The 12,008-nt window shown below is 72.2% G+C and carries 12 protein-coding genes and 1 pseudogene; all 13 read right to left on the bottom strand.

The window, feature by feature from the left end:
• Positions 1 to 116: 116 nt before the first annotated feature.
• The 13 genes and pseudogenes from ACFV0G_RS13005 to ACFV0G_RS12945 all read right to left on the bottom strand — a co-directional run bounded on the left by ACFV0G_RS13005 (position 117) and on the right by ACFV0G_RS12945 (position 11,917).
• Positions 117 to 785 carry a Type 1 glutamine amidotransferase-like domain-containing protein gene (locus ACFV0G_RS13005; RefSeq protein WP_380545895.1) on the bottom strand — a complete coding sequence of 223 codons (669 nt, stop codon included), beginning with the start codon at positions 783 to 785 and terminating at the stop codon, positions 117 to 119.
• Positions 786 to 885: 100 nt separating this feature from the next.
• Positions 886 to 1,569 carry a transcriptional repressor LexA gene (gene lexA / locus ACFV0G_RS13000; protein WP_380545894.1) on the bottom strand — a complete coding sequence of 228 codons (684 nt, stop codon included), beginning with the start codon at positions 1,567 to 1,569 and terminating at the stop codon, positions 886 to 888.
• Positions 1,570 to 1,880: 311 nt separating this feature from the next.
• A complete protein-coding gene (locus tag ACFV0G_RS12995) occupies positions 1,881 to 2,447 on the bottom strand; it encodes a DUF6529 family protein (protein ID WP_380545892.1) in 567 nt (188 codons plus the stop codon).
• Between the two features lie 237 nt (positions 2,448 to 2,684).
• Entirely contained in the window at positions 2,685 to 3,194 is a 510-nt protein-coding gene (locus ACFV0G_RS12990; RefSeq protein WP_380545890.1) for a hypothetical protein, read from the bottom strand.
• A 286-nt stretch (positions 3,195 to 3,480) separates the two neighbouring features.
• A pseudogene (locus tag ACFV0G_RS12985) lies at positions 3,481 to 3,792 on the bottom strand (GNAT family N-acetyltransferase); the annotation flags it as partial.
• 151 nt (positions 3,793 to 3,943) lie between these two features.
• Positions 3,944 to 4,408 carry a phage tail protein gene (locus ACFV0G_RS12980; RefSeq protein ID WP_380545888.1) on the bottom strand — a complete coding sequence of 155 codons (465 nt, stop codon included), beginning with the start codon at positions 4,406 to 4,408 and terminating at the stop codon, positions 3,944 to 3,946.
• 211 nt (positions 4,409 to 4,619) lie between these two features.
• A complete protein-coding gene (locus ACFV0G_RS12975; protein ID WP_380545886.1) occupies positions 4,620 to 5,660 on the bottom strand; it encodes an aldo/keto reductase in 1,041 nt (346 codons plus the stop codon).
• Positions 5,657 to 6,631 carry a Gfo/Idh/MocA family oxidoreductase gene (locus ACFV0G_RS12970; RefSeq protein WP_380545884.1) on the bottom strand — a complete coding sequence of 325 codons (975 nt, stop codon included), beginning with the start codon at positions 6,629 to 6,631 and terminating at the stop codon, positions 5,657 to 5,659. The genes ACFV0G_RS12975 and ACFV0G_RS12970 overlap by 4 nt, the downstream gene beginning before the upstream one ends.
• A 1-nt stretch (position 6,632) precedes the next feature.
• Positions 6,633 to 7,940, bottom strand: coding sequence for a protocatechuate 4,5-dioxygenase subunit alpha (ligA, locus tag ACFV0G_RS12965; RefSeq protein WP_380545882.1), 1,308 nt, complete (start codon positions 7,938 to 7,940; stop codon positions 6,633 to 6,635).
• A 58-nt stretch (positions 7,941 to 7,998) separates the two neighbouring features.
• The gene (locus ACFV0G_RS12960) at positions 7,999 to 8,925 is read right to left on the bottom strand and encodes an amidohydrolase family protein (RefSeq protein ID WP_380545880.1); all 927 of its coding nucleotides are present in this window, start codon (positions 8,923 to 8,925) and stop codon (positions 7,999 to 8,001) included.
• Positions 8,922 to 9,632, bottom strand: coding sequence for a 4-carboxy-4-hydroxy-2-oxoadipate aldolase/oxaloacetate decarboxylase (gene ligK, locus ACFV0G_RS12955; protein ID WP_380545878.1), 711 nt, complete (start codon positions 9,630 to 9,632; stop codon positions 8,922 to 8,924). The genes ACFV0G_RS12960 and ligK overlap by 4 nt, the downstream gene beginning before the upstream one ends.
• A gap of 16 nt (positions 9,633 to 9,648) precedes the next feature.
• Positions 9,649 to 10,674 (bottom strand): amidohydrolase family protein, encoded by a 1,026-nt coding sequence (locus ACFV0G_RS12950; RefSeq protein WP_380545876.1) that lies wholly within the window; start codon positions 10,672 to 10,674, stop codon positions 9,649 to 9,651.
• 103 nt (positions 10,675 to 10,777) lie between these two features.
• Positions 10,778 to 11,917, bottom strand: coding sequence for a 4-hydroxybenzoate 3-monooxygenase (locus ACFV0G_RS12945; protein WP_380545874.1), 1,140 nt, complete (start codon positions 11,915 to 11,917; stop codon positions 10,778 to 10,780).
• Positions 11,918 to 12,008 lie beyond the last annotated feature (91 nt).

Genomic DNA, 12,008 nt, shown 5'->3' with positions numbered 1-12,008 from the left:
GACCTCTGGGTTATGAGCCCAGCGAGCTACCGAGCTGCTCCACCCCGCGTCGGTAGGCACGACTCTACGCCACCGCGGCCGGGCTTGGGAAATGCGTTTCCGCTCGGCGCCGCCCGCTAGGAGGAGAAGAACCTCCAGTGCCCCTCGGAGACGACCTCGACGGTGCCGTCGACCACCTTGATGGCGGTGTCGTCGTCGATCGCGTACGCCGGGTTCGGAAGGCCGGCCGCCCACCTCGTGGCGTCGGCCATGGTGTTCTCCGGCAGGGCGGGGTGGTCCAGGTGCGGGAAGATCGAGAAGTCGACGACCCCCAGTGTGCTGTCGTTCCCGGTGGGCGACTGCCACTCGACGAAGTCGTCCCCGATCCGGGGGGTCATCACCATGCTCCCGGCGCTCAGCCCCACCCAGACCTTCTCGCGGAGCGACGGCAGCAGATCGGCCAGTCCGGACTCCCGCATCCAGTGACACAGGTACAGCGCGTCGCCGCCGTTCACCAGCAGCACGTCGGCCTCGCGGACCCAGGGGACCCAGCGCCCCGGCCCGATGCTGGGCAGGGCGGTCAGCTCCAGCACGCCCAGGGACTTCCAACCGAGCTCGCACATGGGTGTCGAGGACTGTCCGGTGATGAAGCGCCATGCCCCGGCGGGGCTGCCCATGGGATGCCCGTACCCGGCCGTGGGGATGCACAGGGCGTTGGAGTCGCCGATCGGTTTGCCCAGGAGGTCGACCAGCGCGTTCCGGATGCTCGTGTTCTTGACGCCCGCGGACGTGAGAAGAAGTTTCATGGTGCTGCCTCCTGGTGCCATTCGGCTCGGTCGGACTCCCGGCGTTGACCCGGGACGCGCACCCGGGTGGGCCTCGGTCCGCCGGTCGGCTCCTGTGGTGCTACACGGTGCGCAGGACGGCGACGACCTTGCCGATGAGGGTGGCGCGGTCGGCGGGGACGGTCGGGCGGGCGGTGGGGTGCGGGACGAGCCAGGTCTGCTCGCCGTCGCGGTGGTAGCGGCTGATGGTGGTCTCGCCGTCGATGAGTGCGGCAACGAGGTCGTCGTGCTCAGCGGTGGGCTGGCGACGGACCATGACGAGGTCGCCGCCGTTCACGGCGCCTTCGGCCGCAGGCGTGCCGGCCGGGGAGCCGACGCGGACGGTGAGTGCGATCAGGTCGCCGTCGCCGACGATCCGACGGGGCAGGTGCAGCACGTCCGCGTCGTGCATCGTGGTCGTCGGGCTGCCGACCTCGCTGTGGCTGACCAGGGGGACGGCGACGGAGCCGTGCACGGGGTCGGCGGGTGGTGAGGTGGGGCGGGCGCGGGTGAGGCGGTAGGTACGGGTGCGCTGGGGGTCGGCCTCGACGTACCCGAGGTTCTGCAGACGGTTGAGCTGGTGAGCGACCGAGGAGCTGCTGGAGAGGCCCACGGCCCGGCCGATCTCGCGCATGGTGGGCGGATAGCCGCGGGCGGCGGTGTGGTCGGCGATCACCGCGAGGATCTCCCGCTGCCGGTCGGTCAGGCCGTCCCCGCCCACCACGCGGCGTCGGCCGCGCGTGAGCGCCCCCGGACTGTGTGCCATGCCCTGTCCCTCCTGGTGATCGTGGCCGCGACCTCGACGGTAGCGGGCAGGACTGACAGCGCCCGGTGAGGAATGCGCACACGGGAATCGGTGGATGGCGGGCGGTCGGCGTCAGTCGCGGCCGAAGGGGCCGGACGAGGGGGTGCCGGGGGCAGGCGTGGACGAGATCGTGACGCGTGCAGAAACGGCGACGGAGGGCTCGTCAGACCTCCGGTGCGGCCGCCCTGATCGCGCGGTCGAGGAGGCGATCGCAACCGCCTCGGCGCTCGGGTTGTCACTCGGTGCGGCCAGGGCCAGTTGGTGGGGGCAGGTCAGAAGCCCGGCGCCTGGTAGCCGTTGAGGTACCAGAAGGCGGCGGTGTACCAGAGCAGGGCGATCGCCACCACGAGGGCTCCCCCGGCCAGGGGCACCGCCCAGCCGGGCAGCCGGCGGTGACGGACGACGATGACCTTCGCGGCGAACGCGCCGTAGAGGAAACAGCCGGCCAGGGAGTGCAGGGCCACCCGGGTGTCGGTCAGCTGGACCCCGTAGGCGGTGATGCAGTGCTCGGCGATCGGGAGGGAGAGCAGGAAGGCGAGCAGACCGATGAAACGGTGCACCCGGCCGACCCGGCGTGGAGCGGCAGGCAGGCCGGGCAGGCGGCCGTACATCCACAGGGCGAGCAGCAGCTGGATCAGCGCCAGGCCCAGCAGGGCGGTGCCGAGCCGGGCCTTGAGCTGATTGGCGTCGTCGCCCTGGTTCCCGAAGAGGCTGCTGGTGTAGTCCGGGGTGTGGGCCCGGCCGAACCACAGCAGCCCACCGGTCACGGCCAGTGGCAGGAGAGCCCAGAGTGCGCCGTAGGGGGGTCGGCGCCCGCCGGGACGGTCGAGTCCGGCCACGTGATCAGCCGGCCTCGGATGCGGTCGTGTTGCCGCGTCCGATCGGGCCGATGCTCGGGTGCCCGCTCGCGTTCGGTGCGACGGCAGGGTGACGGTGTCTCATCGGGCTCTCTCCGGCCGGTCCTGGAATGGCTCCACCGTACGCCCGCGCACATCCGGGGGGTCCGTGCGGCGCGCCCACGGGTACGCGAAACGGGGGTGCGAGTCCGACCGGACCGGCCTCGGGTGGGCCGCCCGTCAGTCGTTGTCGATCTTGTTTCCGGCGGGGTTGAGCACGTACCACTTGGCGCCGAAAGCGGTGGATCCCTGACCGTTGGTGTCGCCAGGACTGTGGTCGCCGGCGAAGTAGTACAGGGGGTGACCGTGGTAGGTCACCTCGATGCTGTGATCGGCCCGGGTGAGGGTGCCGAGGTCGGCTGCGGTGACCCCGGTGCCGGCCTGCGGGGCGCCCGTGGTGGTCAGCGGCGGCCAGGCGGCGGCGCAGGCGCCGTCGCAGTTCGACATGGTCGGCGCGTCCTTCTCGAAGAGGTAGAGAGTACGGCCGTGCCCGTCCGAGAGGACCATGCCCTGATTGGAGGTGTGCACGGCAACGACGGCCCCGCCGGAGCCGGACGGACTCGCGGGCCGGGAGGACTGGGTGCCCGTCGAAGCGGGCGGGGCGGGCGCGGAACTGCTGCCGCTGCTGCACGCTGCAGCCCCCACGGCGATGGCGGGCAGCACCGCAACTGCCCAGGCAAAACGGCGCATGATCGATGTTCCTTCCGGCGGGCCGTCGGTCCCGATGCGGTGGCCTGAGAAGCGGCCCAACCTTCAGTACGCAGCGGAGTCCGCCCGTGTTCACCCAGCACCCGAGGAAAACGACGCAGCCGATACGTGCGGACCATCGAGCGCAGCCCAGCCGGCCGAAACCCCACCGTCCTCGACCGGCCCCCGGCCGCGGGCAGTGACGACCGGGTCGGGCGGGCCCGCGCGATGTGCCAGGTCGTCGCACGGGGGCCACTCGTCTCGGTGGTTCGTCGGCGACCGACCGCGGTCAGGGCGACCGTCGACGCCTGCGGATGCGGTACAGCATGCAGCGGCGGCGCGGCCCTTCGGGTGCGCTCGGGTCCTCGAAGTCGTCGGCCGGTTCGTGGGTCATGCCGAGCCGGCGCATCACGGCCTGGGAGCGGAGGTTGCCGGCGGTGGTCGATGCAGCGATCTCCGGCAGGCCGAGGGTGTCGAAGCCGAATGCCAGGCAGGCCGACGCGGCCTCGGTCGCGTAGCCGTGGCCCCATGCCGAACGCGTCAGCCGCCACCCGATGTCCACCCCGGTGAACGGCACTCCCTCGTCCACGTCGTCCGGGCCGTTGCATCTGACGGGCAGTCTCCCCCGCATCCAAGCGGCCTCCGCACTGGCCGAAACCCCGAACATGCAGCGGCCGGCGGCCGGTTCGGATGTCGTGTTCGTACGGGGCGAACGGTGCGACGGGCGGCCGGGTGACGGACGTGCGCCGCGTTCAGTACGCGTTCTTGATGACGAAGTACGAGCCGCGGATGGTCCCGGCGAGCTTCGACTTCTGCCGTGCGAACTTGAACCGCTCGGCGAGCTCCGCCGGGACCTCCATCCCGTCCGAGAGCTTGAACCCGACCGCGCGCTTCCCGGCGTCGTCGATGGTGTACATCACGTTGACCGACAGTCCGTTCTCGTAGAAGACGTAGGCCATGCGGATGCCCTCGACCTCGAAGGACGTGGCTTCGAGGGGCCGGGACGCGATGACGATCTCACGCTCTTCCCGGAGGATGCGGTGCACCCAGTCGATGACCTCTGGGGCTTCGCCCGCCGGCTCCACCGTGAAGACGTGGTCGTACTTGTTCTTGAAGTAACGGGCCTCGTTCGCCCGCAGGCCGGCGAGCGCCTCCGCGACGGGCGACGACTCCAGACCGACCGTCGAGACGGTGTGGAAGTCCACGGCGTAGGTCATGGCGGATCCTCTCTCACTGACACGGGCGAGCGCCCGGCCCCGGCCGGGCGCAGGGCCGGCACGCCCGGGGCCGCTCCTCGGGGCGCTCCGCAGGGGTGCCCTGCGGCGATCTTATGCAGCAGGGTCGCATGTGAGGGGCCGACGGGGCGGAGAGCTGCGGCGGAAGTGTGCTGTGCACATCCGGCCGAACGACTCCTCGGGCGATGGCTCGTCAGCCGGCCGCACCGCACCGCTCCGTGTCGATCTCGGCGAGGGTGTCCTCGTTGTAGCGCGCCCCGTGGACGGTCGTGGAGTTGAGGACCCTTCCGGCCGCGTCCAGCGCCTCGCCCGGAGGGGCGAGGTCGAGAACGGCGAGGTTCTCCCGCAGATGGGCGACGGACCTCGTTCCGGGGATGGCGACCACGTGGGGCGCCCGGGCGAGGACCCAGGCGAGCGCCAGTTGGGCGAGGGTGCATCCGGCGTCCCGGGCGATCCGTTCGAGGGCGCGGCGGAGCGCCAGGTTGGCGGGGTAGTTCCGGGCGTCGAAGCGGGGCATCGTCCGGCGGATGTCGCGGGCCGGGAGCCCGTCCGGGTCGGGCGGCGCCGAGGTGAGGAATCCGCGGGCCAGCGGGCTGAAGGCGACCAGGGCGACACCCAGCTCGCGGGTCGCGCCCAGGGTGCCCTGTTCGGGGTTGCGCGACCAGAGGCTGTACTCGTTCTGCAGCGCGGCGATCGGGTGCACCGCATGGGCGCGGCGCAGCGTGGCGGCGGAGGCCTCGGAGAGTCCCAGGGCACGTACCTTCCCGGCCGCCACGAGCTCGGCCATCGCTCCGATGCTCTCCTCGACCGGGACGCGCCGGTCGATGCGGTGCAGGTAGTAGAGGTCGATTGTGTCGGTGCGGAGCCGGGCGAGCGCCTCGTCGGCGGTGCGTCGGAGGGTCTCGGGGCGGCCGTCGATGACACGCCGGCCGCCGACGCCGGTCATCCCGCACTTGCCGGCCAGCACGATGCGGTCCCGGTGGCGGGCGGGCACCCGGGCGAGGACGCGGCCGAGCAGTTCCTCGTTGGCGCCGAAGCCGTAGAGGGCGGCGGTGTCGAGGAGGGTGACGCCCTCGTCGAGGGCGGTGCGGAGCAGGTGCTCGGCGGCCTCGGGCGTGGGCGGGGTGTCGTAGGCGTGGCTGAGGTTCATGCAGCCCAGGCCGATCGCCGGCACGTCGAAGGGGCCGATGCGGCGCGGGGTGCGGCCGGGGCCGGCCGTGGGGGTCGCGGTCACGGGTTCACGGCAGCGGTGAGCTGCTCCTCGAGGGCTGCGAGCGTCCGGTAGCAGGGCAGGACCTGGGCGAGGGAGGCGTTCGGCTCGCGGCCCTCGCGGATCGCGGCGACGAATTCGCGGTCCTGCAGTTCGATGCCGTCCATCGAGACGTCGACGCCGCTGACGTCGATCGGTTCGTCCGTACCGGTGGTGAGGTCGTCGTACCGCGCGAGGTAGGTGCCGGTGTCGCCGATGTAGCGGAAGAACGTGCCGAACGGCCCGTCGTTGTTGAACGACAGCGACAGCGTGCAGATGGCTCCGCTCGCGGCGCGCAGCTGGATCGACATGTCCATCGCGATGCCGAGGTCGGGGTGGACGGGGCCCTGGATCGCGTTGGCCCGGACGATCGGCGAGCCGGTCTGGTGGGCGAAGAGGTCGACGGTGTGCGCGGCGTGGTGCCACAGCAGGTGGTCGGTCCAGGAGCGCTGCTGCCCGAGGGCGTTGAGGTTGGTGCGGCGCATGAAGTAGGTCTGCACGTCCATCTGCTGGATGCGGTACTCGCCGGCCCGGATCCGCTGCCGGATCCACTGGTGGCTGGGGTTGAAGCGGCGGGTGTGGCCGGCCATGGCGACGAGCCGGGTGCGCTGCTGGGCCGTGAGGCACGCCTCGGCGTCGGCGAGGGAGTCGGCGAGCGGGATCTCGGTCTGGACGTGCTTGCCGGCGTCGAGGCAGGCGATGGTCTGTTCGGCGTGCATCGGGGTGGGGGTGGCGAGGATGACGGCGTCGACGTCGTCGGCGGCGAGCACCTCGTCCAGGGTGGCGACGCCGCGGCCGATGCCCTGTTCGGCGGCGAACTTCCGGGCGCTGTCGAGGGTGCTGCTGACGACGGCGGTCACCTCGACGCCGTCGATCCGCCGGAGGGCGGCCGCGTGCTTGGCGCCGAAGGCGCCGCCGCCGGCGAGCGCGATGCGGACGGTCTGCTGGTCGGTCATGTCATTCCTCCTCGGCGGGCGCCCCGGCCCGCTGCTGGTTCTCCAGGATCAGGTGGCCGACGGCGGTGTTCGACGCCGGCACGTGGTAGAAGCGGTGCTTGACCTCGACCGCTCCGGTGTCGTCGATGTCGCTCATCGCCCCCCGGGCGATCAGCCACATGACCAGCTCGATGCCCTCGGAGCCGGCCTGTTCGACGTAGTCGAGGTGCGGCAGCTGCGCCAGGCCGGTCGGGTCGTCGACCAGCCGGTCGAGGAAGGCGTTGTCCCAGGCGCGGTTGATGAGTCCGGCGCGGGGGCCCTGCAGCTGGTGGCTCATGCCGCCGGTGCCCCACACCTGGACGTTCAGCGGCCTGTCGTAGGACTCGATCGCCCGGCGCAGCGCCCGGCCGAGGTTGAAGCACCGCTCGCCGGAGGGCACCGGGTACTGGACCACGTTGACGTGGAACGGGATCACCTTGCACGGCCACGCCTCGACGTCGCCGAACATCAGCGACAGCGGGACGGTCAGGCCGTGGTCGACGGTCATCTCGTTGACCAGGGTGAGGTCGAAGTCGTCCCGGATGAGCGAGTGCGCGATGTGTGCGGCGAGGTCGGGGTCGCCCTCGATGCCCGGGACGGGGCGGGGGCCGTAGCCCTCGTCGGCGGTGGGGTAGGCGGCGCCGGTGCCGAGGACGAAGGTCGGGATCAGCGACAGGTCGAAGGTGCTGGCGTGGTCGTTGTAGACCAGCAGGACCACGTCGGGGAGGTTCTCCCGGGCCCACTGCCTGGAGTACTCGTAGCCGTCGAAGACCGGCTTCCAGTAGGGCTCTTCGGTCTTGTGGTGGTCCATGGCCGCGCCGATCGCCGGCACGTGGGAGGTGAAGACGGCGGCGGTGATGACGGCGTGCTCGGCCGGCGGGGCGGTGTCGGCGTGGGCCGCCTCCAGGACGGCGTGGTCGATCCGGTTGCCCTCGACGGAGCGGCCCCCGCCGAGCATCATGTCGCGGTACTCCTGCTCGGTCATGCCGGTCATCGAGCCCGCCATCTGCTGGAAGGACAGCCCGAGGGTGGCTCCCCACTTGGCGAGGAAGTAGATGTTGCCGCCCTCGCGCATCGCGGCGTTGAGGTCGCGGTCGAGCAGGGCCTGCTTCTGCTCCTCGCGCAGCGGCCACGCGTCGAGGTAGGCGCGTTCGTCGGCGAGGTAGCGTTCGCGGTTCTCCGCGGTCATCAGAGACATGCAGAACTGGTTGAGGTGGTACCCCTTGGCGGACTGCTCGGCGTCGAAGATGGTCGTCCCCGGGACCAGCCGGTAGGACTTGTCCAGCGTCATGCTGGGGGCTCCAATCGTGCGGTGGGTCGGCCGGCCCGCGGACCGGTCGGCCGGCGGGTCAGTCCGTGTCCGCGTCCGGCCAGTAGAGGCGCATCGGGTTGGCGACGAGCAGCTTGTGCTGCAGCTCCGGCGTCGGGGCGATGTGCGGGACGACATCGACGAGCAGGCCGTCGTCGGGCATGTGGTCGGTGAGGTTGGGGTGCGGCCAGTCGGTGCCCCAGAGCACCCGGTCGGGGAACTCCTCGACGATGCGCCGGGCGAACGGGACGACGTCGCGGTAGGCGTGCTGCTCGCCGTCCAGCGCCGGCGGTCCGCTCACGGAGAGCCGTTCGGGGCAGGTGACCTTGCACCAGATGTCGGACCGCGCGCGCAGGAGGCCGAGGAACGCCTCGAAGCCGGGGCCGTACGGATCCTCGGTGACGTCGGGCCGTCCCATGTGGTCGACGACCAGCGACACGGGGATCGAGAGCAGGAAGTCGCGCAGCTCGGCGAGGTCGGCCGCCTCGAAGTAGACGACGGCGTGCCAGCCGTACGGGGCGATGCGTGCGGCGACGTCGAGCAGGTCCTGCTGTGGCGCGGCGTCGACGAGCCGTTTGACGAAGTTGAACCGCACGCCGCGGACGCCGGCCTCGTGCAGCTCGCGCAGCTCCGCGTCGGTGATCCCGGGGCGCACGGTGGCGACTCCGCGGGCCAGGCCGCCGGAGGCGCGCAGGGCGTCGACCATGGCCCTGTTGTCGGCACCATGGCAGGTCGCCTGGACGACGACGTTCCGGGCGAGGCCCAAGTGGTCTCGCAGGGCGAAGAGTTGCTCCTTGGACGCGTCGCAGGGGGTGTACTTGCGCTCGGCGGCGAACGGGAACTCGGCCGCCGGACCGAAGACGTGGCAGTGCGCGTCGACGGCGCCCTCCGGCAGCCGGAACTGCGGGCGGCTGGGAACGGCGTACCAGTCCAGCCAGCCGGGGGTCTTCTCGAAGGTCGTCGTCATCGCTCGCTCCTCGTCTCCCGGTCCTCGTAGCGCAGGCCGAGTGCGGCCAGCGGGCCGCGCATGCCGTACAGGTCGAGGCCGAGCTCGCCGGCCCGGAACCGGGCGCGCTTGCCCTCCTCGGCGGCCTCGCGCCGGGCCGCGGTCGCGGCGACCTCGGCGGCCCGCTCGCGCGGGACCACCACGACGCCGTCGCCGTCCGCCACCACCACGTCGCCGGGCCGGACGAGCGCGTTGGCGCAGACCACCGGCACGTTGACCGAGCCGAGCGTGGCCTTGACCGTGCCCTTGGCGTTGACCGCCCGGGCGAAGACGGGGAAGTCCATCTGCTCCAGGTCGGCGGTGTCGCGCACGCCCCCGTCGATGACCAGGCCGGCGGCGCCGCGGGCGCGGAAGGAGGTGGCGAGCAGCTCGCCGAAGAAGCCGTCCTCGCTCTCGGTCGTGCAGGCCGCGACGACGATGTCGCCCGCGCGGATCTGCTCGGCGGCGACGTGCAGCATCCAGTTGTCGCCGGGCTGCAGCAGGACGGTCACGGCAGTCCCGCACAGCCGGGCCTTCGGGTAGACCGGGCGCAGGTACGGGCGCATCAGGCCGGTTCGGCCCATCGCCTCGTGGACGGTGGCCGTGCCGAAGGCGGAGAGCGCGGCGACGGCCTCGGGATCGGCGCGGGTGATCGCCGTGCGGACGACGCCGATGTCGGTGTGTTCCATGGTTCTTCTCCCGGGGTCAGCGGCCGGCCGCGGCGAGGCGGGCGGCGAGGCGGGGGTAGGTGCGCAGGGCGTTGCCGGAGAGGACGGCGGCCCGCTCCTGCGCGGAGAGGTGGGGGGTGGCGTCGACGTACCGCTTGGTGTCGTCGTAGTGGTGGCCGGTGCGCGGGTCGATGCCGCGGACGGCGCCGATCATCTCGCTGGCGAAGAGGAGCGCCCGGTCGGGGATGACCTGGGTGAGCAGGTCGATCCCGGGCTGGTGGTAGACGCAGGTGTCGAAGGAGACGTTCTCCAGCAGCTCCTCCGGGTCGGGCCTGCCGAGCGCCGCCGCCAGGCCGCGGAACCGGCCCCAGTGGTAGGGCACCGCACCGCCGCCGTGCGGGATGACGAACCGCAGGGTCGGGAAGTCGGCGAACAGGTCGCCCTGGATCAGCTGCATGAACGCCGTGGTGTCGGCGTTGAGGTAGTGGGCGCCGGTGGTGTGGAAGGCCGGGTTGCACGAGGTGCTGACGTGGATCATCGCGGGGATGTCGTACTCGGCCATCGCCTCGTAGAGCGGGTACCAGCTGCGGTCGGTCAGCGGCGGGGCCGTCCAACGGCCGCCCGACGGGTCGGGGTTGAGGTTGACCGTCACCGCGCCGAGCTCCTCGACGGCTCGGCGCAGCTCGGGCAGGCAGGTGGCGGGGTCGGCGCCGGGCGACTGCGGGAGCATCGCGCCCATGGCGAAGCGGTCGGGGTGGAGCGTGCTGACCCGGTGGACCAGGTCGTTGCAGATCCGCGCCCACACCGCGGAGACCCGGAAGTCGCCGATGTGGTGGGCCATGAAGCTGGCCCGCGGGGAGAATACCGTCAGGTCGATGCCGCGCTCGTCCATGAGCCGCAGCTGGTTGCCCTCGATCGCCTCGCGCAGGTCGTCGTCGGTGATGGCCAGGTCGTCGGGGTCGGGTGCGTCGCCGGGGGTGCCGGCCGCTGCGACCTGACGGTCCCGCCAGGCGGCCAACTGCGGTGGTGCGGTGGTGAAGTGGCCGTGGCAGTCGATGATCACGGGGTGCTCCTGATGGTCGTTCGAAGGCGGGCACGGGCCGGTGCGGGGAGGCCGTGCAGAAGGCCGGTGCGGGTCTGGCCGGTGCGGGCCGGGACGGTGCGGGTCAGGCCGGTGCGGCGGTGGGCCAGCCGGTGTACTGCTCGGCGAGGTAGGTGCGGCCGGCACGGGTGCCCGCCACGTTCTCGAGCTCGCCGAGGCGGCGGCGCAGGTCGAAGGGGGTGCCGCCGGGGTCGTTGTGCAGCAGCCGGGTCATCCAGGAGGAGAAGTTCTGGGCCCGCCAGATCCGTTGGAGCGCGCGCGGCTGGTAGTCGTCCAGGGCGGTGTCGCCCTCGCCGCCGAGGGCCCGCAGCAGGACGTCGGCGAGCACCTTCACGTCGTGCAGCGCGAGGTTGAGTCCGCGGGCGCCGGTCGGCGGCACGGTGTGCGCGGCGTCGCCCGCGAGGGCCAGCGAGCCCCAGCGCACCGGCTCCTGCACGGACGAGCGGAACCGCAGCACCGTGCGCTCCAGGATCGGCCCCTCGTTGAGGCGGAAGCCGTCCCGGCCCGCCACCCGGGCCTGGAGGGTCTCCCAGATGCGGTCGTCGGGCCAGGCGTCGACGGACTCGCCGGGGGTGCACTGGAAGTACATCCGCTGCACCGTCTCGGTGCGCCGGCTGATCAGCGCAAAGCCGTGCTCGGAGTGGGCGTAGACCAACTCGGGTGCGCTCGGCGGGGCTTCGGCCATGATGCCGAACCAGGCGAACGGGTACTCCTTGCCGTAGCGGACCCGCCGGTCCTCGGGCACCAGGTCGCGGCACGTGCTCCGCGAACCGTCGGCGCCGACCACGTATCGCGCCCGGATCTCGTGGCGGGTCCCGTCCGGCGCGGTGCAGCGGACCCGGGGGTTGTCGGTGGTGACGTCGAGGACCTGGGTGTCCTTGATGCCGAAGAGGACCGTGCCGCCGTCCCGGTCGCGGGCGTCGGCCAGGTCGGTGAACACGTCGGTCTGCGGGTAGAGCCAGGTGGACGCGCCGACCAGGTCCTTGAAGTGGATGCGGTGCGGCCGGCCGCCGAAGCGGAGTTCGATGCCCTCGTGCTCGTGGCCCTCGCGCAGCACGCGGTCGGACACGCCGGTCTCGACCAGGTCCCGGGCCGCGCCGGCCTCCAGGATGCCGGCCCGGTGGGTGGTGGCGATCTCGTGCCGGGTGCGGGTGTCGACCACGACCGTGTCGACGCCGGCGCGGCCGAGCAGGTGGGCCAGCATGAGGCCGGCCGGGCCGCCGCCGACGACGGCGACGGGTTACGGGGTGTCGGGGGAGAGGGGTGGCTCGGCCCATGCCAAGCCGGTGCCGCAG

It is taken from the genome of Kitasatospora sp. NPDC059571, assembly GCF_042735675.1.
Taxonomy (GTDB): Bacteria; Actinomycetota; Actinomycetes; order Streptomycetales; family Streptomycetaceae; genus Kitasatospora.
Note: the sequence above shows the minus strand (reverse complement) of the source record. Positions and strands in the feature narration are given on the sequence as shown.